General features: G+C 58.3%; 17 protein-coding genes, 1 tRNA gene and 1 CRISPR repeat array (1 of these 19 only partly in view). Of the genes, 7 read left to right on the top strand and 11 right to left on the bottom strand.

Translation table 11 applies throughout. The annotated features are described in order from the left end of the window. The first annotated feature begins 112 nt into the window (after positions 1-112). The gene (locus M9920_03785; GenBank protein ID MCO5051402.1) at positions 113-1,225 is read left to right on the top strand and encodes an aminopeptidase; all 1,113 of its coding nucleotides are present in this window, start codon (positions 113-115) and stop codon (positions 1,223-1,225) included. Positions 1,226-1,236: 11 nt separating this feature from the next. Here the strand turns inward: M9920_03785 and M9920_03780 are convergent. The 5 genes from M9920_03780 to M9920_03760 all read right to left on the bottom strand — a co-directional run bounded on the left by M9920_03780 (position 1,237) and on the right by M9920_03760 (position 5,724). Next, a tRNA-His gene (locus M9920_03780) sits at positions 1,237-1,311 on the bottom strand. Between the two features lie 67 nt (positions 1,312-1,378). Further along, positions 1,379-1,990 (bottom strand): hypothetical protein, encoded by a 612-nt coding sequence (locus tag M9920_03775; protein ID MCO5051401.1) that lies wholly within the window; start codon positions 1,988-1,990, stop codon positions 1,379-1,381. Between the two features lie 154 nt (positions 1,991-2,144). Beyond that, entirely contained in the window at positions 2,145-4,655 is a 2,511-nt protein-coding gene (locus M9920_03770) for a hypothetical protein (GenBank protein MCO5051400.1), read from the bottom strand. Between the two features lie 9 nt (positions 4,656-4,664). After that, a complete protein-coding gene (locus M9920_03765) occupies positions 4,665-5,219 on the bottom strand; it encodes an IS630 family transposase (GenBank protein MCO5051399.1) in 555 nt (184 codons plus the stop codon). Beyond that, on the bottom strand, positions 5,176-5,724 hold the full coding sequence (locus M9920_03760) for a winged helix-turn-helix domain-containing protein (GenBank protein MCO5051398.1): 549 nt from the start codon (positions 5,722-5,724) through the stop codon (positions 5,176-5,178). Before M9920_03760 ends, M9920_03765 begins: the two co-directional genes overlap by 44 nt. Positions 5,725-5,913: 189 nt before the next feature. Between M9920_03760 and M9920_03755 the strand changes: the two genes are divergently transcribed. Genes M9920_03755 through M9920_03745 form a run of 3 tightly spaced genes read left to right on the top strand, consistent with a single transcriptional unit; the run spans position 5,914 to position 8,239 of the window. Further along, complete coding sequence (locus M9920_03755) at positions 5,914-6,171, top strand: hypothetical protein (protein ID MCO5051397.1); 258 nt, start codon at positions 5,914-5,916, stop codon at positions 6,169-6,171. Beyond that, on the top strand, positions 6,164-6,406 hold the full coding sequence (locus tag M9920_03750; protein MCO5051396.1) for a hypothetical protein: 243 nt from the start codon (positions 6,164-6,166) through the stop codon (positions 6,404-6,406). Before M9920_03755 ends, M9920_03750 begins: the two co-directional genes overlap by 8 nt. 6 nt (positions 6,407-6,412) lie before the next feature. Then, positions 6,413-8,239, top strand: coding sequence for a family 20 glycosylhydrolase (locus M9920_03745; protein ID MCO5051395.1), 1,827 nt, complete (start codon positions 6,413-6,415; stop codon positions 8,237-8,239). Positions 8,240-8,347: 108 nt separating this feature from the next. On the opposite strand, the gene M9920_03740 is transcribed toward M9920_03745, so the two are convergent. From M9920_03740 to tilS, 6 genes are all read right to left on the bottom strand, one after another. Then, complete coding sequence (locus tag M9920_03740; protein MCO5051394.1) at positions 8,348-8,743, bottom strand: hypothetical protein; 396 nt, start codon at positions 8,741-8,743, stop codon at positions 8,348-8,350. Between the two features lie 185 nt (positions 8,744-8,928). Further along, positions 8,929-10,344 (bottom strand): phosphoglucomutase/phosphomannomutase family protein, encoded by a 1,416-nt coding sequence (locus tag M9920_03735; GenBank protein MCO5051393.1) that lies wholly within the window; start codon positions 10,342-10,344, stop codon positions 8,929-8,931. Between the two features lie 106 nt (positions 10,345-10,450). Next, positions 10,451-11,143 (bottom strand): ribulose-phosphate 3-epimerase, encoded by a 693-nt coding sequence (gene rpe / locus M9920_03730; GenBank protein ID MCO5051392.1) that lies wholly within the window; start codon positions 11,141-11,143, stop codon positions 10,451-10,453. A 654-nt stretch (positions 11,144-11,797) separates the two neighbouring features. Continuing rightward, entirely contained in the window at positions 11,798-12,943 is a 1,146-nt protein-coding gene (locus M9920_03725) for a formylglycine-generating enzyme family protein (protein ID MCO5051391.1), read from the bottom strand. 210 nt (positions 12,944-13,153) lie between these two features. Continuing rightward, entirely contained in the window at positions 13,154-15,211 is a 2,058-nt protein-coding gene (gene ftsH / locus M9920_03720) for an ATP-dependent zinc metalloprotease FtsH (GenBank protein MCO5051390.1), read from the bottom strand. 69 nt (positions 15,212-15,280) lie between these two features. Next, entirely contained in the window at positions 15,281-16,636 is a 1,356-nt protein-coding gene (gene tilS / locus M9920_03715) for a tRNA lysidine(34) synthetase TilS (protein MCO5051389.1), read from the bottom strand. A 170-nt stretch (positions 16,637-16,806) separates the two neighbouring features. On the opposite strand from tilS, the gene M9920_03710 reads away from it, so the two are divergent. The 3 genes from M9920_03710 to cas2 are packed head-to-tail and all read left to right on the top strand — an operon-like array spanning position 16,807 to position 19,908. After that, positions 16,807-18,237, top strand: a complete 1,431-nt coding sequence (locus tag M9920_03710; GenBank protein ID MCO5051388.1) for a hypothetical protein — start codon at positions 16,807-16,809, stop codon at positions 18,235-18,237. Beyond that, positions 18,179-19,252 carry a CRISPR-associated endonuclease Cas1 gene (locus tag M9920_03705; GenBank protein MCO5051387.1) on the top strand — a complete coding sequence of 358 codons (1,074 nt, stop codon included), beginning with the start codon at positions 18,179-18,181 and terminating at the stop codon, positions 19,250-19,252. The genes M9920_03710 and M9920_03705 overlap by 59 nt, the downstream gene beginning before the upstream one ends. Further along, complete coding sequence (cas2, locus tag M9920_03700; protein MCO5051386.1) at positions 19,249-19,908, top strand: CRISPR-associated endonuclease Cas2; 660 nt, start codon at positions 19,249-19,251, stop codon at positions 19,906-19,908. Before M9920_03705 ends, cas2 begins: the two co-directional genes overlap by 4 nt. Before the next feature lie 205 nt (positions 19,909-20,113). Beyond that, a CRISPR array of direct repeats spans positions 20,114-22,867; the repeat unit is 36 nt; unit sequence AGTTTGTCAGCCCTTGGACGGGGGGCAATCCCAAAC (it continues 1,110 nt past the right edge of the window).

Genomic DNA, 22,867 nt, shown 5'->3' with positions numbered 1-22,867 from the left:
TACCGCAGCGGAATTTCCGCGCCAGTAATATCTTTACGAATCAAAAGTTGCCGGGGGCGAACCGAATCTCCGGCTCGACAATCGGCGAATCGCTCCTAGGATGGCTTGGTTTATGAGTGATCCTCGCTATTCGAAACTGGCCAAACTGCTGATCAATTATTCCTGCCGCGTCAAAAAGGGCGAACGTGTGCTGATTGACGTGACCGACGTGCCCGATGCCATGAGTATCGCCTTGCTGCGGGCGGTGCGCGCGGCGGGTGGAACGCCCCTGATTGACGTGCGCCATTCCCGTGTGACCCGCGAAATCCTGCGCGGTACCGATCAGGCCCACGCGGTGTTGACTCGCGATGTGGATCTGGCGCGGATGAAAAAAATGCACTGCTACATCGCCATTCGCGGCGCGGATAACAGCAGCGAAAACGCCGACGTTCCCAATGAGCGCATGTCGCTGTACTCGCGGATCATTCGGCCCGTGCAGAATCAGCGAGTGGATAAAACCCGCTGGGTGGTTTTGCGCTGGCCGACGCCGAGCATGGCGCAGAGCGCCGGGATGAGCACCGAGGCGTTTGAGGATTTCTATTTTGACGTTTGCACGATGGACTATCGCCGGATGGCCCAGGCGATGGTCCCGCTGCTCAAGCGCATGCAAACCGCTGATCGCGTGCATCTCAAATCGCCCGGCACGGATCTGACCTTCAGCATCAAGGGCATTGGCGCGAAAATGTGCGAAGGCATTTTGAACATTCCGGACGGCGAAGTGTTTTCCTGCCCGGTCAAAAACTCGGTCAACGGCGTGATTCAATACAACACGCCAACGCTTTATGCCGGCACGAAGTTCGAGAACGTGCGATTGGAATTCAAGGACGGCAAAATCATCAAGGCAACCAGCAACAACACGAAACGTCTGAATGAGATTCTCGATACCGATCCCGGCGCGCGTTACGTCGGTGAATTTTCGCTCGGGTTCAATCCCTACATCCTGAATCCGATGTGTGACATTCTGTTCGATGAAAAAATTGCCGGTTCGTTGCACTTCACGCCCGGGCAGGCTTACGGGATCGCGGATAACGGCAATCGCAGCGCGGTGCATTGGGACATGGTGCTGATTCAGCGCAAGGAATGGGGTGGCGGCGAAGTGTGGTTCGATGGCGAACTCATCCGCAAGAACGGGTTGTTTGTCACCAAAGACCTCAAGCCGTTGAATCCGCAAAATCTGAAGCGCTGATCAAGGAAGGATGGGGTGACCAACGGGATTCGAACCCGCAACAACCAGAATCACAATCTGGGACTCTACCATTGAGCTATGGTCACCAACCAGCCAGCAGACTAAATTTGCCGCGCCGTCCGGTCAAGTTTCGGTTGCGCGCGGCGCGACGAGCTATTGGGTCAGCGGGGGCAAAACGTGGCCGGGGATGGAGCAGGTCGGCACTTCGTCCACCGCGCTCAAGGTATATTTCCCACCGGCCGGACAGGCGAGCATCGTGTCATCTTTGAAGTAAGGTATCAGGTCGGCTCCGGTAGGTATGGCGGCCGGCGGCGGATTGTGTTCCAACGCCCATTGCTTGGTGGCGGCAGCCAGGATCCGCAGATTACTGATGCATGCGTTGGCCTGGGCTTGCGCCTTTTCCTGAGCCTCCCTGGCCATTTGCGCCTGCGCCTGAGTCAAGGCTTGCGCTTGGGCCTGGGCCTGGCTCGCCTGGGTCTTGGCGGTTTGAGCTTCCTGATTTAATTGCGCTTTGTCCCGCGTCAACTGCTGGACTTGGTTGCGTAATCGCAACAACTCGTTCTTGGCTTCGTAAAGCCGTTCCAGTTCCTCTGGCGCCACCCGATCTTTTTTCAGTTCCTCGACCTCGCTTCGCAACCGCTCCAAGTCCTGAAGTTGTGCCTGCTGCTGCGCCAGTTCGGTGGCTTTGGTTTGGTTGTCGTGATGAAACCATCCGGCGCCCACGGCCGCACCGATAAAAAGCACCCACGGAAGAATAATTTTCATGGTTTGGAATGTCTGTTTCGCGCTGTTCCCTCAATCCACCACACTTGATCCTGAGTGTCAGCCAAGTTCATTCGATTTGCGTATGGCGACCAAATTAAGCGCGTGCCACCGGAAAGCAATTCTCAATTTGGCGGCTCAATAACCGCGTCCGCTTTCAGTCATTTCGTAGTTGCGCCAGCAGGTGGCGACAGTTCAGCACCTTCTCCACAAGATCAATCGGAACGTAGTAATACTGGTTCGACGCCTCAAAACCAATGCGCGAATCAGCGGATTGAATCGCGTGCAATCGTCGCGCCAGGGAAAGCTCTGCTTCCAGCCAGCGCTCCATCACCGCCGTTTGCGCCGCTCGGGTTTCGGTTTCATCGCCGCCAGCAGCAACCGCGCGGCGAGCGAGAATGAATCGCGTTTGCTGCGCCACACTGCGGAAGTGAATCGTCGCCGCTTCTGCCACGCGACATTCCGCAGTCAACATGGTGCGTTGCGCGTCCGTGGCGTTGGTTTCGTTCTGAGTCGCGCGCTGGAGTTCCGCCAAGGCGCGATCAAATCCGTCGGCAACTTTTTCCAGTTGTCCGGCGAAAACTTCCGGTGGATACACGGAGCGCCACGAATCCAGATCGTCGTACGGAAAACCCACCATGGTAGCGCGATAACCGGTTGGTTCGCGCCAGAGCAAATTGGCCGGACCGAGTTGTTGGGGGCCGGAGTACACCACGCCGATGTGGTAGGGAAATTCACGAAACGCCGCGCTGAACTGCCGCCAGGCCGTTATCACCGCCGGCGCCAAAGTGCTGCCGAAGCGCCGTTCAGCCACCCGCTGCATCGCCGCATCCGCCGAACCACTGGCGAGCGCTTCGGAAACCACTTCGAGGTTGGGCGAGGGATAACCGCCGAGCGTCCAGCCGAGCATCAGGCCGTTCACGTTTTCGCGACTCAAATTCTCCGCGTGGCGGGCGACATTTTCCACGGCGGGAATGTATGGCACGGCGGACAATTCCCAAGTGTTGCCGGCCTGGATTTTGGCGATGGTTTGCAAGCCGCGTTCGCGCGCCAGTTGCCAGTGCCGGCGCGCGCGCGGGCCGGGGCCGATGGCCGAAATCGAGTATTCACCCACTTCCGTTTTCACGCCACCACGTTCGAGAGGCAAGCGCCATTCGCTGACGCTTTGCAAAGCCACGGCTGCGGGCAACTGGCGAATGACCTCTCCCGCCCAGTCATCATTCCAACCCCAATCCCAGGCGATTAGAATCGGGCCTCCGCTTTGATCCGCCGAGGTGGACTTTCGAGCTGCGGCCGCGGCTGGTTTGCCTTGCTGAATACCTTGATGAAACAGCCGATTCACTTCCGCGATTACATCCGCCGCTGGTCGTTGGGCGCAGCGCGGACATTTCGCGCCGCCGCCATGCGACCAGCAGTTGGTGAGGTTTTCCGAAGCGGTGATGCTGAAGAATCCGCCCAACTCGGGCACGGCCTGACTGATGGTCGCGACGGAATTCACAAGGTATTGCTGAACCTCCGGCACGCTGGTGCAAAGGGTGGCGTGATCGCCTTCCACCACGCCTTTCAAGTGCGGGTGCTTTTCAAAGAAACTCAGCGGCATCGCGCGTGGTTCATTGAGGTAGAGAAAAATTTGGATGCCATACTGCCGCGCGCGGGCCACCAGGCGGCGGAGTTGTTGCAATCGGTCCTGATAACGTGCGCTCTGCTCCGGTGCCCACGGAAACGGCGCGAGCTTGTGCAGCACCGCTTGCATCCAGACGCCGTTGACGCCCGCTTGCGCCAGTCGCGCCAGCAAACCTTCCGGATACGGGTCCGCGTGCGGCTCCAGCAAGGGATCGCCATACAAAGCAAAATAGGAATAACAAAACCGCAGATTATTGGGAAAGGCGGCGCGGTCCGCAGGTGCAATCCGGGAGGGTCGCCGGGAAAGCTGGGAAACGAAGTGAAACAACGGCTCGCCCGAACGGGTGATACCTTCCGGAAATTCCTCTCGCACGATCGCCGCAATTTTCTCTTCGCGTTTTCGCGTCGCGTCGTCCGACGGTGCGTAGCGCAGCGGTTCACATTCGGGCTTTAAACTGCCGAGTTTGATCCAGAGAAAATCATCTTCGCGCAACGTGAAAGCCAGTTGCTCCGGCGTCCAATCCAGCAGCGTCAGCAACTGTGCGTAGGGCAGGAGATGCCAGTTGCGTTTGATCACCGTGAGGTAAGAGCGCGCCTGTTGATCGCGCGAAATTCGCGGCGGTTGCCCCAGCCCCATCGCGCGACCCAGGCGTTCGATATCGGCCCGCTTGGCGCCGACTACTCGCGCCATTCGTTCGGTGGTTACCAAGGGCCAGTTGCGCCAAACAAACGCGTGCAGTCGGCTGGGAAAATGCGGCAACGACAGCGGTTTCGGGGCGGCGCCTTGGGGCAGATCGGCAACCGCCAGTGCTGAGGGTTTCTCGGCTCCGAAGGCGAAAGGCATTCCGAACGACGAAGCCAGAGCGAAGCTGCCGAGCGCCGTGGAACTGGTCTTGATAAAGCTGCGTCGCGACCAGGTGGTTGCTGGTGCGTTCTTTGGCGAATCTCTGAAATGGGGTTGGATCATGGTATTCGTATCGTAGCCGCTCTGCCTGCGATTCAGGATGGGATGAAGAATTTCCGAAAAGCAAACTTTGATTCGCACGGGGTGATACTATTTTGCATTCAATTTAACATTAATAATCCAAGGGAAGGCGGTGAGGGATTGGAGGCGGGTTGGGGCGGATTCGAGTTGGCGCAGGCGTTGGACCAGGGCCGACTCCACCGCGGCCATGGAATCATAGGTGTGATTGCCGAAGGGCTGGCGGCGCACTTCCCGCCAGACCAGTTCCTGCGGGTTGCATTGGGGACTGTAAGCGGGCAGCCAGTCCAAGGTGATGTTTTCGGGCACGACCAGGCTTTTGGCCCGATGCCAGCCCGCCCGATCCAGAAACATCAGGAGGTGTTCCCGGGGATGCCGCCGGGAAACCTCGGCCAGATAGAGTGACATGGCGGCGGTGTCGGCGCGGGGCGGAATCAGGCTGATGAGTTCGCCGTCCTGCGGACAGACGCTGCCAAACACATGGGGGTATTCGCGCACCCGATGCGTCGGCACTTCCGGGCGGCAACCCGGCGGCGCCCAGCAGCCGATGGGGCTGCTCATGCGCCCGAACCGGGCTTCGTCTTCAAACATCAGGCGCAAGGGCGCTTCCGGGTGTCCAGCCGCCACAGCGGTGACTTTGGCCTGAAGTTTTTTTAAAAGCCGCCCGGGCGCGCGGGTTGTCTTTGGGATGTTTGGGGCGGGGCGTCACCCGCCGCCACTGATGGCGGGCCAGCAGGCGATAAACCGTCGAGCCGGGGACGGCGTGGCCGACGGTCGTTTCGTAACGGGTTTTGATCCCCTCCGCCGTCACGAGTTTCCCGGCCCGGGCTGCTTGTTGCAACGGCGCCAGCACGTCCCGCTCCTGCGCCACGGTCAGGTTTTGATGGCGGCGTCCGCCTTTGGGCCGGCCTTTGGCCCCCGCCAGCCCGTGGCGCAAATAATCCGACCAGACCCGCCGGACATGACTGACGCTCAGGCCCACGGTCTGGGCAATCGTCTCGGTGGAGAGATTTGGCCGGGCGCGCAGCCAGAGGCATTGCAGCCGTTGAAAAGTGGAGGGGGTGGCGGCGGCCAACATGGCGCGACGGATCGCGCCAACTTCGGCGGCGGATATTTCGGTGCGCGGACGCATAATTTTCCGCCAACTTATATTAGTATTATATTGATTGCAAGTTAGTATGAGACGCTGTCGGTGCGTCAGCAAGAGAGGCCGGGCAGTGGCAAGCGTCGTCCCAGAGCGCGTCGCGGTAAGGTCGTTTGAAATTGGAACGGTGGCGCGCGGCATTTTTCACCATAAGTCAGCCCCGCGCTGCGCCGAAGCTTGCCGGGCAACTTTGCCGTGTGCTACCTTGCCGCCATGAGCGCAAACCAAGTGATTGAGGAAATCAAACACCTGCCGCCTGATGAACAGGTCGAGGTGATCCGATTCGCGTTTCAGCTTGCGCGTAACCGTCAGCTGACCGGCGAAGAGTTGGGCGATTTGGCAAAACAGATGGTCGAAGCAAAAGACCCGGCGGTCGCCAGCCAGTTGCGCGAAGAAATTGTGCGCGGATTTTACGGTAGCGAACCTCATGCCTAAGGTTCGCCGCAATGCCTTACCCGAAGCCTTGCTCCGGCATCTTTTGCTGCGAGTGCGCGAACGTGAAGTCACCCATGACCAAATCAGCCGACTCGCGCAATGGCTCGACACCCAGCCTGAAGTTCCCGCCAGCCGTTGGTTCAAGAAATTTCCCGGCATGACTGTCTGCGGCGAGGGTGAACTCATCAAAACTTTTCTCCACCCCGGCCAACTTCCAGACGGCCAGGAAATTTAATTCGTCATGAAGTTGAATCTGCTCCCCTTTCCCCGCTCGCTGAAACGCGCCGCTGGAACTTTTCTTTTGCCCAAGCGGCAACCGCTTTCTGTCATCCAATTCATCCGCGGCGTCAAGGCGCCGAACCATCCCGAGGGTTATACGCTGACAATCAATCGCAACGGCGTGCGGATCGAATATCGCGAAATTGGCGGACTACGCGCGGCGGGGGCGACGCTGCGGCAACTGCTCCGCGAATACGGTCGTCGCCTGCCTTGTCTCAAAATCCGCGACTGGCCGGATTTCGTGCGACGCGGCGTGATGCTCGACGTTTCGCGCGGACGCGTGCCGAAGTTGGAGACGTTGCTGGACCTCGTGGAGCGGCTGGCCGATTTCAAGATCAACGAGTTTCAACTCTACACAGAACACACCTTCGCTTACCGCAAATACAAAACGGTCTGGCAGGATTGGGGCGCGTTGACGGCGGAAGAGATTCGCACGCTGGATGCCCGCTGCCGCGAATTGGGTATTGATCTTGTGCCGAACCAAAATTCCTTCGGCCATCTGCGCTATTTTCTTGAACATCCCAAGGTCAAAAAACTCGCCGAGGTGGCCGCGCCTTACGAAGGTTCGACCGGCGATTTCCTGCGCTTCCCCACCACGCTCGCGCCGAATCATCCGGGCACGCTCAAATTCATCCGCGAACTTTACGACGAGTTGCTGCCGAACTTTACCAGCAAGTTCTTCAACGTCGGTTGCGACGAGACGTGGGACTTGGGTCGCGGCCGGAGCAAAAAATTATGCGAGCGCCGCGGCAAAGGTCGGGTGTATGTGGATTTCCTGAAACAGATTCAGCGCGAAGTTGCGCAGCGCGGGCGCACCATGATGTTCTGGGGCGACATCATTTTGAATCATCCCGAACTCATCAAAAGCCTTCCGAAACACGTCATCGCGCTCAATTGGGGTTACGAAGCCACGCATCCGTTTGAAAAAGAAGCGGCGACGTTCGCGAAGTCCAAAGTTCCCTTCTACGTTTGTCCGGGCACGGCCACCTGGATGACGATGATTGGCCGGCACGACACGGCGTCGGTTAATCTGCGCCTTGCCGCCGCTGCCGGACGCAAGCATGGCGCGCGCGGCTATCTCAACACCGATTGGGGCGATGGCGGTCACCCGCAACCGCTGGCCGTGAGCTGGCCGCTTTATGTGATTGGCGCGGCCCACGCCTGGTGCGGCAAAACTTTCCAGGAAGAATTGCTGGTGCCGGTGTTGAGTCGCGAAGTGTATGAGGACGCCACTCAACGCGTCGCCCGAGCGGCATTGGCGCTGGGGGTGGCGCACCAAAAGTTTGACTACCGGGAAGCCAACGTGACCCCGTTCGGAGCGGTCATCGCCGCGCCACCGCCCGCAACGCGCGAGCTGTTTTGTCGCAGCGGATTGAAATACTACGCGCGGATCAAACCGCAGCGGATTCAAGCCGCCGCCGCCGAGGTGGAACGCCAACGCGCGGTTTTGCGCCGGGGCAAGCCCGCCTCGCCAACGGCGCGAATTCTGCAAGCGGAACTGGATCTGGCGGCGCGCATGGCGTTGGAATCGTGTCGGATCATGCGTTGGCAACAGGCTTTGGCGGCGGGCCGATCATCAACGGCCCAGGCGCTGGCGCAAAGCGGTATCAAGGCGTTGCGCCAACTGGAGCGTGACTTCAAGCGTTACTGGCCGTTGCGCAACCAAGCCACCATCGCCAAATGCGCGCCGTTCCTGGCGTGGCGACGGGAGGATTACCGGTGCGGCAAATTACACTTTCCACCCGAGGTGGCGCGGCCGGTTCAGGTTAAAACCTACGCGGCCGAGTGAAGCCTGGGTTCATCGGAGTCGTTGATGAAATCAAGCCCGCAGGAACGGCTTTCCTGCCGCGCATGAATCTGCGCCACATGAAAGATCAGCTCAGTTCGACGCCCGGAACTAAAAGGCCGGAGTGACTTCCACCTTTTTGCCGGGAGCGGCCACGACATCGTCGCCCTGCGCCCAGATGGAATCATTGATGAGCAGCTTGAATTGCACCTGCTCCCGAGCCGGAACCAGCAGTCGCCAGGTGCGCGAATCAATGTTCTGCAACGGCAATCCGCGTTCCCAGGACAGCCCGCCACCCTGGCCGCGCGCGAACAGGTTGTTGCCAAAGCCCACATCAATTTTGGCTTCGATGGTCACGGTGGCGGTGGTCGGACTGACCGTCGCCGCCCGGGTTGGCGTCGGTGCTGGGCTGGTGCGGGTGCTGACGGCCAGCGTCGGAGTGGCCGCGGCCTTGATCTTGGTTTTATTTGCTTTTGGGGCTGAAGTTCGTTTGGTGGTCTTTTTCATAAGCGTGGTGCGTTCAATTTCAATTCATCCATTTATACGCCGGGAGACGCACAGCATGGCTTCATGACTCTGATGGACGATTCACGCGTCTGCTGGCAGAAGTCTTGACGCCGAAATCCGAGCGGCTTGCCCGCGGGCTGGACGCACAGGAAATTTAGTCGCCCAACCAACTTCCATTGTGGCCATTAAACGTGCTTTGTCAATGTCTCGCCCAGCCGCAACAGCTCCGTCACGGTCGCTTCCGAACGCGCTTCCGCATAAATGCGCAGGATGGGTTCCGTCCCTGAACCGCGCAGCATCAGCCAGGAATCGTCCTGGGCAATATATTTCACGCCATCGAACGATTTGACCTGAACCACGGGCGAGCGCAGCAACGTGTCGGGCGCCTGATTTTTGAGGAACTCCATCAACGCCTCCCGTTTCTCCAGGGGAAAGTGCGTGTCAATCCGCCCATAACGATGCGGACCAAATTGCTTTTCCAACCGCGCAATCAGGCGGTTCACGGACGTCTGCTCCACCGCCAACATTTCCAGCAACATCAAACCAGCCGCAATCCCGTCGCGCTCGGGAATATGTCCCGGAAATCCGATGCCGCCGCTTTCCTCGGCGCCGAGCAGCACGCCGCCCTGCAACATTTCAGCGCAGATGTATTTGAAGCCAACGCCGGTCTCGGTCAGCGGCAACCCGTAGGCGGCGCACATTTTGTCCACCATTGAAGTCGTCGTCAGCGCTTTGACCACGCGCCCTTTACCGTGGCGATTGTTGTAAAGATGCGCCAACAGCAGGCAGATCAAGATATGCGTGGTCAGGTAACGGCCGCGTCCATCCATGCCGCCGATACGGTCCGCATCGCCATCCGTGACCAGGCAAAGATCGTGCGGATGTTTTTTCAGAAACGCCTGTGTGCGACCGTAATTGGCTTCGATGGGTTCGGGATTGATGCCGCCAAACAACGGATCGTGCGCGCCGTTGAGCGTCGTCACTTTACAGGTGGTGTCCGCAAGCAACTGTTCGAAGCAACCCGCGCCCACGCCAAACAACGCGTCGTGCGCAAAGCGCAGTTTCGATTTTGCGATGAGTTTGAAATCCACCAGCTTTTTCAACGCCGTAAAGTGCGCCGGGCGCACGTCTTTCAGAAGGATGCGTTGGGCCTCAACCGCCCGGGCTAATTCCATCGTGCGCACTGGGTTTTTATCCAGCCAGCTCTCCACGTCGCGACAAGTCTGGGGATTGCTGGAGCCGCCGTAGTGGGATTTCAGTTTGAAGCCGTTAAAAATAGGCGGGTTATGGCTGGCGGTCAGCATCACTCCGCCGATCGCGCGCAACGCCTGGACGGCGAACGAAACCGAGGGCGTGGGCGTCGAGGTCGGCGTCAGGACAACGGTGAAACCATTCCCGGCAAATACCTCGGCGGCGCCACGCGCAAACTCGTTCGAGAGAAAACGCCGGTCGTAGCCGATCACCACCTTCTTTTCCGTGCCGGGCACGGGATTCACATTCCAGTAATCCGCCGTGGCCTGCGCCACTCGCGCCACGTTGTGAAACGTAAATTCCTCGGCGATAACCGCGCGCCAACCATCCGTTCCGAATTTGATGCTCATGAGTTAAAAACTATCTCTGGTAATAAAACATCCGTGCGCCGATCGGGTCTTGGACCGCGCCGGCCACCTGGCCAAACCCGAACGTAAACTCATTCGAGTCCGGCTCTCAAAATTTCAAGTCCGCGAGGCCGGGGTCATTGCTCTGGACCAGCCGTCGCATCTTGGTGACGGCCCGTTTCAGACTCGGGGTGGCGAATAACGCGCTGCCGCTGACGAAGACGTTCGCTCCGGCGCGCGCACATTCCCCCACCGTCTCGAAATTCACGCCGCCATCCACTCCGATGGAGAACGACAAGTTCTTTTCCCGCCGCCACGTGCTGGCCTGCTGCACCTTGGGCAGGGCTTCGTAAATAAATTCCTGGCCGCCAAAACCGGGATTCACCGTCATCACCAGCAGATGATCAATTTTATCCAGGTACGGTTCCAGACGACGGATTTCCGTCGGCGGATTGATCGCCAATCCGACGCGCCGTCCCAAAGCGCGGATTTTCCAGATCAGCGGCAGGACGGCTTCCCCCAGCTCGACGTGAATGATGAGTTGATCCGCCCCCGCTTTGACAAATGGTTCGAGCAAAATTTCCGGCTTCGAGCACATCAGATGCACGTCAAAAAACTGCCGGGTCAACGGACGGACCGCTTTGACCACCTGCGGACCGAAGGAAAGGTTCGGGACGAAATGCCCGTCCATGATGTCCAGGTGCAACCATTCCGCATCGGTTTTTCCCACCCGGATGGTTTCCTTGGCGAAGTGACCGAAATCAGCAGCCAGCAGCGACGGCGCAATTATCACGCGCGACAGGAAAACAGAATTAGCGCGGCGAGGAAAGATGGAAGTACGAGCGATTTGAACCGCGAAACACACGAAACACGCGAAAAGAAAAAAATTTTCCACGAAAACATTCTGACGCGGGAGCGCCGTTAGGCGCTGGCAAAAGTTGGCGCTCCGTTCGGTTGACGCGAGTAAAACACTATAGCGGTTTAATTAAAGTTGTAGCCGTGGCACCGAACGAGTGTAACCCAATGAAGGTGGGGTCCGGATGGAGAATGGCGCCTCTGTCCGCGAGGTTTTGGACTGCGGCAGGCTTCTGCCGCTTTCCGATCGCGTGCTGCTGATTCCACAGCGGCAGCGGACTGCCGCAGTCCAAGACGCGGTCACGCCGGTGCTCGTTCCGAACCAAGGGCGGCCGCCCGTTTGACCCCAACGCTTGGCCTGAGGTTGGAAGGCCGCTGCGCCATGTCGGCGGCTATAGGAATACTTAAAATGCCCTAACCGTAATAATTCTGGAGGCTCGGCCGGTAGCCATGCCGTATGAGCGTGGCTTGAATGGCGGCGGTCAGACCGCCGCTACATCCGCGCGATTACGCCGCACTCCAAAGTTTGGACGTGCCATTGGCAGCGCCGTTAGGCGCTGGCAAAAGTTGGCGTGCCGCCCGCTGCCGTTCGGTTCTTGAACTACTGACCTGCGGATCGAACACAGCGGAGCCCGCCGTCGAAGCCCCTGATGGTCGGATAGTAGCCGTCGCGGCCCGCCGTCCGGCAGCCGAAGGCGTTGACGCCCCAACTGCCACCCCGAACCACGCGGGCCGAGCTTGACGCGTGACCACGCGGGTCGCTACTCGGTGAATTGCTGTAATAGCCACTCGCATACCCATCCCAACACCACTCCCACATGTTCCCCGCCATGTCGTAAAGGCCATATCCATTCGGCGCAAAAGAGCCAACCGGACTCGTGTAAGGAAGATCATCCGCGTTGTAAGCGGGATGATAACCACTCGTCGGATTCACGTCGTAAGGATAATAAGGCGCTCCACCCTCCCAAGAACTGCGATAATTCGCCTGACTGTGCGAAATGGTGTTCCCCCACGGAAACCGCTGTCCGCTGACTCCGCCCCGCGCCGCCTTCTCCCACTCTGCCTCTGTTGGCAAACGATAACCATTCGCATCCCACTTCACCCAATCATTCTGCACGCTGACTTGCCCAGTCCGATACACGGTGGTCTGCGCCGCGCTCGTGTAATAAGCGGGTGTCCGCCCCTCCTTCTCGCTCCGCGCATTGCACCATTTCACCGTGTCATACCACGTCATGCTGTGCGCCGGATGGTTCGCCGCCTTCCCTTGTCCGCTGTTCGCATAGTCAAAACTATAACCGTGATTCGTCGCCCACTGATATACCTCGTCCCACTTCGCCTTCGTCACCTCATACTGGTCCATGTAAAACGCCGAAACATAAACCGTGTGCGAAGGCTGTTCTACAGAGATAGGGTCCAAATTGGACCCCATCGTGAAACTCCCGGCGGGGATGAACACCATGCCTGCGAGCGGGTTTGGATCGAAAATCTGGTGAATCGTAGTTGCGCTGCTCACGGGCACTTCCACCCAATCCATCCAATTGCCCGCCGCCAAATCGGTCGCGGTCTGCACGGTGAACGTCGCGTTGGTCGGAACATTCGTCCAAGTGACAAATCCCTCGGCGGAAATTCCGGTAATCGTCACCGCCACCGGCCCGGCCACGCGGAAGAAGCGCATTTCCTGCGCCGCGCTCGATGTTACTGCCAGCGCCAACAACATCAGCCACAGCCAAATTTTGGGAGAGTTCATGCGCCCTGATTTATTCTCCTTACACGGTTTGGTGCAAGGAAAATATTGTCCGTAATAATTCTGCAACCGATTGGCGCGGTCTTGGAGTGCGCCGGCAAAGCGTAGCGACGACGGCGCTTTCGGACGCGCGAAAATTTCACGTATTGAAGATAACCTATCAGGCGCGCGAAGGCGGTGTCGCGCTTCGCTTGCCACCGCAGTCCATGACGCCTAACTCATCGTGCGCGCGGCGGGTGCGGGCGCGGGCGTGCCCAGACCGGGCAGCGTCGGCGGCACCTGTTTGGGCGGGGCCTCGGGCAACGGAGTGCCGGCGGGAGCGCCGACCAGCGGACCGGGATCACTCGGCTTTTGCGGCGGCGTGAATTTACCCGTGCGCACAATTTCCTCGACCTGCGTTCCGTCAAGCGTTTCGTATTCGAGCAACGCATTGGCGATCATTTCCAACTTGTCGTAATGCGTGTCAATTGTGTCCTTGGCCTTCTGGTAAGCTTCATCAATGATGCGTTTTACTTCCGCGTCAATCTCCTGCGCGGTTTGCTCGCTGTAATCCTTGGAACGCATCATGTCGCGACCGAGGAACACATATTCCTGGCTCTCGCCGTAAAGCACCATGCCCAGCTTGTCGCTCATGCCGTAGTGCATGACCATTGCTCGCGCCATGGAAGTGGCCTGCTGAATGTCTCCCGCCGCGCCGGTCGAAATGTCATCCGACACAATCAACTCGGCGATGCGTCCCGCCATGGTCACCGCGATGGTGTCCAGCATCTCCTTGCGCCGGCGGCTGAGTACGTCGTCTTTGGGCAGATACATCGTCGCGCCCAGCGCCTGACCGCGCGGAATGATCGTCACTTTATGCAACGGGTGGGTGTGTTTGAGCACGACGTTCACCAACGCGTGACCGGCCTCGTGCCACGCGGTAAATTTCTTCTCTTCATCCGTCATGGCCATGCTGCGCCGCTCGCGACCCCAGCGCACCTTGTCGCGCGCCTCTTCCAACTCCACCATGCCGATGCCCTTCTTGTTGGTGCGCGCCGCCAGCAACGCCGCTTCGTTGAGCAAGTTGGCCAGTTCCGCGCCGGAGAAACCCGGAGTGCCGCGCGCGATGACCGACAAATCCACTTCCGGCAACAGTTTCACGTTTTTGGCGTGAACCTTCAGGATCGCTTCCCGCCCGCGCACGTCCGGTAGATTGACGGTGACCTGGCGGTCAAACCGCCCCGGACGCAGCAACGCGGGATCGAGCACATCCGGACGGTTCGTTGCGGCAATGATAATGATGCCTTCCTGCGTATCGAATCCGTCCATCTCGACGAGCAAAGCATTCAATGTTTGCTCGCGCTCGTCGTTGCCGCCGCCGAGTCCGTGCCCGCGCGACCGCCCGACCGCGTCAATTTCATCAATGAATACCAGACACGGTGTGTTTTTGCGCGCCTGCTCGAACATGTCGCGCACGCGGCTGGCGCCCACGCCGACGAACATTTCCACAAAATCCGAACCGCTGATGCTGAAGAAGGCCGCGTCGGCTTCACCCGCAATCGCCTTGGCGAGCAAGGTTTTGCCCGTGCCGGGAGGTCCAATCATCAACACGCCCTTGGGAATGCGTCCGCCGAGCCGTTGAAACTTCTTGGGGTCCTTCAAGAACTCGACCAACTCCGAAACTTCATCAATGGCTTCCTCCACGCCGGCTACGTCTTTGAAGGTGGTTTTATTGCGCTCCTTGGCCAGCAACCGCGCCTTGCTCTTGCCGAAGCTCAAAGCGCCTTTGCCCGCCATGCGGATCGGGCGGATGAAGAAGAACCAGATGAGGAAAACGAACAAGCCCAAGAACAAGACGTTCACGCCGATGTTGAACAGCAGGGCGCTGCTCTCGCGCGGCTCAATCTGCTTCACGTTGCGCAACTGATCCGCAAACGATTCCGTCATCACCACCTTGGTATGGAACGCCACTTCCACCGGTTTGCCGCCCGACATCAATTTCTCGCCGTCCGCGCCGGTTTCGTAGTAAGTCCCCGTGATTTCCGTCAGCGACGATTGCTGGCCGTAATTGACCTTGGCGCTGGCGATCAGATTGGAATTAACCTTTTGGACAAAATCGTACTGGGAAATTTCGGTGCGATTCGGCTCGCTCCATTTGCCCTTCATGCTGAAAAGCAAAGCCATGCCGCCAATGATCGCAATCCACACCGCAATCGTGCTCGGCTGCATCCGACTCCCGCCCGGCTTACGCATGTTTTTGTCGCTGCCGTTCATCTTGTTATTCTCGGACATGATCTTTTTTTAGCTGGCCGAGCGTAGCATGGGTCCGAGAAGCTCGCAATGCAGGACTTGCAAGGCCGATTAACGCCGCCAACTCCAGACGAGCGTTTGCGTTGTCGCCGACGTGAGCCGCGCCACCGCGCCCAGACGCAAACCTTCCACCCAAAAAATGACCCCCGACGGGGTCGTAGCCAGTACTAATTCGTGCCTCCTTGCCTGTGAAATCTTCTGATTAACGAACCAATCCTGCAGCTTGACCGCCGTTTTCATGCCAAGCGGCTGAAACCGATCTCCCGGACGCCAATGCCGCAGGACAATCTGTCGTCCCACCCGCGCGGCATCGAGTAATTCCGTCGCCTCGGGTTTGTCCTTAACCTTCACGCGGCTGGCTAATTTCCAGTCAATCCGTAACGCACCAAACGTCACCGAGCCTCGGGGCAACAGTTTTACCACGCGTTCCGCCGGATTAAACGCCGCCGCTACGCGGGTCAACAATTGGAACTTGCCGGTGCGCTCGCGCTTGATCCACCGGTCCCCGATGGACACGGCCTGATCCGGCGCCAGACGCAAGCGTTCGACCAGATCAAAATCCACGGCCACCCGCAACTGCTGCAATTGTTGTTGAATGATCCGTCGCTGCAACGCGCGCGACAAACCCGCCCAAGGCGCGCGGGCTGACGCCGATTCCAACCACTCCCGCGCCGCGCCGCCGACGTGTTCGGCATCATCGCCAATCAATTCCATGACGCGCGGAACGATCCGGTTCAACGCCGGTTGAAACTGCTGGCGCAGCCACGGCAACAGGTCCAGTCGGACGCGGTTGCGCAGGATTTCCCGCGACGTGTTGCTGGTGTCCACGCGGAATTTGAGCCGTTGTTCGGTCCCAAAAATCTCCAGATGCGCGCGATCCACCGTCAATAACGGGCGCACCAAACGCACCCGCGCATCGGCGGGCGACGGCGCAACCGGTTGCATGCCGCCCAATCCCTCCCCGCCCGCGCCGCGCAACAAACGCAAAAAAAACAGTTCCACCTGGTCGTCCGCATGGTGCGCCAGCGCGATCGTCGGACACTTGAATCGCCGCGCGGTGCGCGCGAGAAATTCGTGGCGCAACTGCCGCGCCGCCATTTCGAGGGAAAGCCCGGAGCGCGCCGCCAAACCCGCCACGTCGCCGCGCCCGGAATAAAAAGGCAGTTGATAACGCTGCGCCCAACGGGCGACAAACCGCTCGTCGCCGGCGCTGGCCCGACCGCGCAACTGGTGATTGAAGTGCGCCACGCGCAACCGCCAACCGAAGCGCGGCGCCAATTCCCGCAGCACCGTCCCCAGCACCATGGAATCCAAGCCGCCGGATACGGCCACCAGAATCCGCTCACCGGCGGCAAACAATTTCTGCTGCTGAATGAGGCGGGCAACCTGTTCCGGCAAACTGTTCACGCGCCAATCCTAGTGATCCGATGGAAACTTGAGCAAGGGGATAGCTCGCAAACGTAATGCAACCGGTGCGGAGCCGCTGGGACTTCAATCTCAGTAAATTTCAGTAAACTTTACATTGCCGCTTCCGACTGGACCCGCTACAAACAAGTCACGCAAATCACGGAAAATCCATGACCTTAAAAACTTCTGCTGCCGACTTTATCAACGGACTCGTCTTTGGCTTCGACGTGGGCACGGGCTCGATTGGCTACGCCGTGCGCAAAAGCAACCAATTCAAAGATGTGGGCGTGCTCATCTGCCCGGAAGATATCCGCCATATCGCACTCACACAACTAGGCTGGCTTGGTGAAGATGGCCGCGACCCAACGCCTGAAAAATTGAATCCTGCTCTCGGCTTCCAAGTCACCAATGGCCAACTCACCAGCCGGTTGCGAAAGGCTTGGGGCTTGAATCAGATTCTTCATCCGCTGCCGAATGGCACCCGTTGGGATGAACTGTCCGAGGCGGAACAAAAACAATTTACTGAAAAAAATCGCGGCGACCTCCGGCATCATGCGCTGGATGCAATGGTGATTGCCTGCACCTTGCCTTGGCTGGCTCATCGCACTCACGGCGCCAAAGATCAATTCGGCAGACATGGCTGGTGGACGCAGGATGAAAAACAACGCAGCAAGGCGGCCAATCCAATCTTTCCCAAGGAAGGCCAGATGCACGAGGCGGTGAAAAAGGAAATCGAGAAAGTGGTCGTCAGGCATCACGTCTCGCGGAGCAAACACCAGCGGACATACGATACAACCATTTATGGCCGACCGAAACGAAACGGCATTCCAATCCCAGATTGTTATGTTTCTCGCGAACCAATCACCGCGCTTAAACCAGCCGACTTGAAGTCTCCTAAAACTGGTAAGTCAAAAGTCTTCCCGCCTGAATTGGGTGACTATCTAGCTTTGGCTTGGGATAGCTATTGCGAGTGTGAGCCTGCGTGGGAAAAGCAAATCAAAGCGAACAAAAACTGCCTGCCGGAATCCTTTCAACAGAGGCTTTGCTTTTCCGCTTTCCAACAATGGCGTGCAGATGAAGCTCCACCGTTCGCTTGGCCGAAGGATGTCAAAATTCCGATCAAGCGGGTTGGTTACATCGGCGTGGAAGATGACAGTGCTGTTGCCCCGGCAAGTCCAGGAACACGGGGGTTTGTTGCTCGTGGAAGCTTTCGCGAAGTTCGTCTCCATCCATCCGAAGATGGAAAATCTCTCGTCCCGGTCTTCGTTCCGCTTTGGCGGATGGATAAGCCCATTCCAAAAGTTCCAATCAAATCTGATTCCGATGCAGTCGCAATAATCCGGCGCGGTCAGACTGTCGAAATTAAAACTTCGCCGGGACGTAATACGCCGGTTGGCAAATATCGCGTTGCATCCACGATGCAACAAAACATCAAGCTCTTGCCAATCCATTTAGCTGACGTCAAGGAATCATTGAAAGCATCAGGCTTTTTGGAAAACGGCGTAAACATCAGTTGGGATACGTTCATCAAGTCTGCGGGTTATGAGCTACCACATCCTCCATCTGCTCAGTCACAATCTCCGGGTTCGGTGCAAACTTGACCAACTTCACATCACCGACTCCGAAAAAGGCACGGAGCGCACTGTGCCGTTGGCGGATGTGGCGGTAATCGTGGCGGCGGCGCAGGATATGTCCGTTACTGCGGGCGCATTGCGGCGGATGGCGGAGTTGAATGTCCTGATGATTGTCTGCAACGAGAAGTTTGAGCCTTGCGCCCTCACTCTGCCCTACTATCGCGCTACCAATACCGAACTGTTGCGTCGCCAAATCGAGTGGACCCAAGATTGGAAAACTGCGATATGGCGGCAAATCATTACCGCCAAAGTCCGCAACCAAGCTGCCAACCTCGCGCACCTCAAACGTGCGTATTCCGTCTTGAGTGAAATCGCCAAGCGATGCGAAACGGGGAGCGCAGCCGCCTCGACTGCACCCGGCGCCGCCCCGACGTCGGAACCTTCGGAAGTTCTCCGCGAGGGCGCGGAGAACGACACGCGAGGCGCGCGTGCTCCCCAAACAAAAATTTCCCTCGCCAACATCACCGCTTCTCGACGCCATCTCTACCGTTCTGACACTCCCGACGCGTGCGAATCTCGTGCTGCTCGCCATTACTGGAAACATCTGCTTCCACGCTTGAGCGAATGGCAGCAAACTGACGAGCGTCGTCGCGTGCCCGGCACCCGCGAAGGCGTGAATGGAATGTTGGATTACGGCTACGCCATCATCCGCACTGCGGTTTTGCGTTCATTGGCCGCGCACGGATTTATCGCCGCCATCGGCATCGCCCACACTCCCAAAGCGGGAAGTTTTGCCCTTGCCGATGATTTGGTGGAGCCGTTCCGCCCGTGGATTGATCGCGAGTTGCGCTTATTTGTACAAGGCGGCAAGCGTCCGATGGCGGAATGGATGCGGCAGGCGGTATCGGTGCTCCAACGAGAGGTGCCGATGGGCAAAGCCAAAGTGCGCCTGCTTCATGCGATTGATATTTCCATCCAAAGTTTTGCCAATGCCACCCTTACCCGCCTGCCCACGCAGTTAAAATTTCCCATGCTGCCGTGAGTGAAGAATTCCAAGATGACTTGGAGCGCCGTTCTCCGATCTGGCACGAAGAAATGGATTCGGAACACGCCGGACCGGAGGCCGGCGCTCCAGACGAAGATTTGTTGCCCGACGAACGACCACGACGACAAAAATACGACGAACCCCTCACCCTATCCCTCTCCCCTTCGGTAGGAGAGAGGGAGTCCGCAAGGACGGGTGAGGGGCAGATGAACGATTTAATTTCACCTGCCGGGCTTTCCGAATCTGAACCACCGTTTCAACTTCAACCCTCAACCGCTGTTGAAAAATCACGCCGTAAATCCCGTGGCAAACAGGGACGCAATCCGGTATGCAGCAAATATCGTATGGCCTGGGTCATGGTCTTTTTTGATCTCCCCGTCGGAACACCGGAGGAACGCCGCGATGCCGCCAACTTCCGCAAAGACCTCATCAAGGACGGATACATGATGGTGCAATTCAGCGTCTATGCGCGGCCTTGCGGTTCAGCGGACCGCGTGGAAACTCAGGTGCGGCGGTTACGATCCAAAATCCCCTCGCGCGGGGAAGTCCGTGGCTTACTGATCACCGATGCGCAGTGGGGGCGAATGATTGTGGTTCGCAGTCAGCAAAAGGAAAAACCGGAAGACATGCCCGAGCAAATGATGTTCTTCTAAAAAAGAACGGCACTGACGAAAGTCAGTGCCGTTCAAGACCTCGTTTCATCGTATTTCTACAATTACTCTCTCCGGGGTGGGCAGCCTTGCGGCTGCGTTCCAGCGTAACCCGGAGTTGGTCAACATATTTGAGATGATGCCCCCCGTCCAAAGGTTGAATCAACTCGATCAGACTCTTATCGGAACCACTTTCTGCCGTCAACCCAGTTTGTCAGCCCTTGGACGGGGGGCAATCCCAAACACGGGAGCAACCACCGCTTGCACGTCGTCAAGTTTGTCAGCCCTTGGACGGGGGGCAATCCCAAACGCACTTGAAGTGCGCAACAACAACGCCTTTAGTTTGTCAGCCCTTGGACGGGGGGCAATCCCAAACATAGTAGGCGTAGCAGTTGCGGCTGTCCCCAGTTTGTCAGCCCTTGGACGGGGGGCAATCCCAAACAAGTGGGGAACGGGTAGCGGCGGGAATGAAAGTTTGTCAGCCCTTGGACGGGGGGCAATCCCAAACAGTCTTGCGCTTGGCTGGTATCTTCGCCTGAGTTTGTCAGCCCTTGGACGGGGGGCAATCCCAAACGCTCTGGCTTTGGCCTCCCGCTCAAACTGTAGTTTGTCAGCCCTTGGACGGGGGGCAATCCCAAACGACCAGCACGCGGTTCAGACGTTTAACGGTAGTTTGTCAGCCCTTGGACGGGGGGCAATCCCAAACGCGTTTCGCGAACCCAAACATTTCCCCAAAAGTTTGTCAGCCCTTGGACGGGGGGCAATCCCAAACAGCCGAGTTGCGCGAGTTTGTTATCCGCGAAGTTTGTCAGCCCTTGGACGGGGGGCAATCCCAAACTGACCTGTGGCAGCAAGGCGATTTCGCGAAAGTTTGTCAGCCCTTGGACGGGGGGCAATCCCAAACCACGCGCATCTCTCACCGCTTGCGCCCATGAGTTTGTCAGCCCTTGGACGGGGGGCAATCCCAAACGCTGGAGTCGCGCTCGATTTTGGCGCAATCAGTTTGTCAGCCCTTGGACGGGGGGCAATCCCAAACGGACGACGGACGATTCTTTTCCGGCGCATGAGTTTGTCAGCCCTTGGACGGGGGGCAATCCCAAACGGAAAGGTGGCGCTCGGCTTCGATCATCTCAGTTTGTCAGCCCTTGGACGGGGGGCAATCCCAAACGGCACGGCGCTCACCTTGATAACCAATTCAAGTTTGTCAGCCCTTGGACGGGGGGCAATCCCAAACCGTATCTCGCGCAGCATGGCCTCCGCGCGGAGTTTGTCAGCCCTTGGACGGGGGGCAATCCCAAACGCCCACGCAACGAAATGCTCGAAACTCAAAAGTTTGTCAGCCCTTGGACGGGGGGCAATCCCAAACACGCTTTGCGCTGCGCCTCGATCCAGTCTCAGTTTGTCAGCCCTTGGACGGGGGGCAATCCCAAACAGCCGCCGGTGTGGGCGATTCATTGGCGTAAGTTTGTCAGCCCTTGGACGGGGGGCAATCCCAAACCTCTAAAAGTCCGCACCACGCCTTGCACAGAGTTTGTCAGCCCTTGGACGGGGGGCAATCCCAAACTTTGAATACGCGCCATCCGGCTCCAGTCGGAGTTTGTCAGCCCTTGGACGGGGGGCAATCCCAAACGATCCGTAGTCGTTTGCCCCGTGCGCGTGTAGTTTGTCAGCCCTTGGACGGGGGGCAATCCCAAACCCCAAGAGGCTGATCCGTCGTCTGATCCAGAGTTTGTCAGCCCTTGGACGGGGGGCAATCCCAAACTGTCTTCGTTTTTGGGTGCGTGTAGTCTTGAGTTTGTCAGCCCTTGGACGGGGGGCAATCCCAAACGGTTCCGCCGGCACTACAACCGGCGAAGGAAGTTTGTCAGCCCTTGGACGGGGGGCAATCCCAAACACAGCTTCGACTTCGCCTATTCTTCAAAGTAGTTTGTCAGCCCTTGGACGGGGGGCAATCCCAAACGCCTAGTTTCACACACCCGGGCACACTCTAAGTTTGTCAGCCCTTGGACGGGGGGCAATCCCAAACGGAATCGAGCCGCGTTGCGCAGCGAGCGGCAGTTTGTCAGCCCTTGGACGGGGGGCAATCCCAAACTATTCCTGGACGGCTGTAAATCGTTCGTGGAAGTTTGTCAGCCCTTGGACGGGGGGCAATCCCAAACGGGGATGGCAACGTCCTTTTGTAGAAAATGAGTTTGTCAGCCCTTGGACGGGGGGCAATCCCAAACCCAAACTTTAACCATTACGCCCCGTTTAGCAGTTTGTCAGCCCTTGGACGGGGGGCAATCCCAAACTCATGTTAAACCGGCAATTCATACCAAGACAGTTTGTCAGCCCTTGGACGGGGGGCAATCCCAAACGGTCTCGGACAGTTGGGTACCTGACGGCGTAGTTTGTCAGCCCTTGGACGGGGGGCAATCCCAAACCATTTGCTCTTTCTTGTTTATCCGGGTCTTAGTTTGTCAGCCCTTGGACGGGGGGCAATCCCAAACCGGATATTTCCACCGGCGGCCACACGACCGAGTTTGTCAGCCCTTGGACGGGGGGCAATCCCAAACGACCATGGAAGGCACAAGTGATGTTTTTGCAGTTTGTCAGCCCTTGGACGGGGGGCAATCCCAAACATGTCCGAGGCGGGGTGCGATTTTGATTTGAGTTTGTCAGCCCTTGGACGGGGGGCAATCCCAAACATTTCTCTCTCTCGCAAACGCCATTCCGACAGTTTGTCAGCCCTTGGACGGGGGGCAATCCCAAACGCAAATGAGCGGCGGCGATGGTGGCGGGCGAGTTTGTCAGCCCTTGGACGGGGGGCAATCCCAAACCAGCTTGTGGAGCGTTCCCCTCGATATGTGAGTTTGTCAGCCCTTGGACGGGGGGCAATCCCAAACGGCGGAGTTACGCACTACACCAACGGCTTTAGTTTGTCAGCCCTTGGACGGGGGGCAATCCCAAACAACCACGACCG

The sequence above is a fragment of the Verrucomicrobiia bacterium genome, from assembly GCA_023953615.1.
Classification (GTDB): domain Bacteria; phylum Verrucomicrobiota; class Verrucomicrobiia; order Limisphaerales; family JADLHS01; genus JADLHS01.
The sequence above is the reverse complement of the archived record's forward strand: the minus strand, read 5'-3'. Positions and strand labels throughout refer to the sequence as shown.

Bases quoted from the DNA above. Each gene is read 5' to 3' on its own strand.
- M9920_03785 (MCO5051402.1), top strand. From the start codon at position 113: ATGAGTGATCCTCGCTATTCGAAACTGGCCAAACTGCTGATCAATTAT.
- M9920_03775 (MCO5051401.1), bottom strand. From the start codon at position 1,990: ATGAAAATTATTCTTCCGTGGGTGCTTTTTATCGGTGCGGCCGTGGGC.
- M9920_03760 (MCO5051398.1), bottom strand. From the start codon at position 5,724: ATGCGTCCGCGCACCGAAATATCCGCCGCCGAAGTTGGCGCGATCCGT.
- M9920_03750 (MCO5051396.1), top strand. From the start codon at position 6,164: ATGCCTAAGGTTCGCCGCAATGCCTTACCCGAAGCCTTGCTCCGGCAT.
- M9920_03745 (MCO5051395.1), top strand. From the start codon at position 6,413: ATGAAGTTGAATCTGCTCCCCTTTCCCCGCTCGCTGAAACGCGCCGCT.
- M9920_03740 (MCO5051394.1), bottom strand. From the start codon at position 8,743: ATGAAAAAGACCACCAAACGAACTTCAGCCCCAAAAGCAAATAAAACC.
- M9920_03735 (MCO5051393.1), bottom strand. From the start codon at position 10,344: ATGAGCATCAAATTCGGAACGGATGGTTGGCGCGCGGTTATCGCCGAG.
- M9920_03725 (MCO5051391.1), bottom strand. From the start codon at position 12,943: ATGAACTCTCCCAAAATTTGGCTGTGGCTGATGTTGTTGGCGCTGGCA.
- ftsH (MCO5051390.1), bottom strand. From the start codon at position 15,211: ATGTCCGAGAATAACAAGATGAACGGCAGCGACAAAAACATGCGTAAG.
- M9920_03710 (MCO5051388.1), top strand. From the start codon at position 16,807: ATGACCTTAAAAACTTCTGCTGCCGACTTTATCAACGGACTCGTCTTT.
- M9920_03705 (MCO5051387.1), top strand. From the start codon at position 18,179: ATGAGCTACCACATCCTCCATCTGCTCAGTCACAATCTCCGGGTTCGG.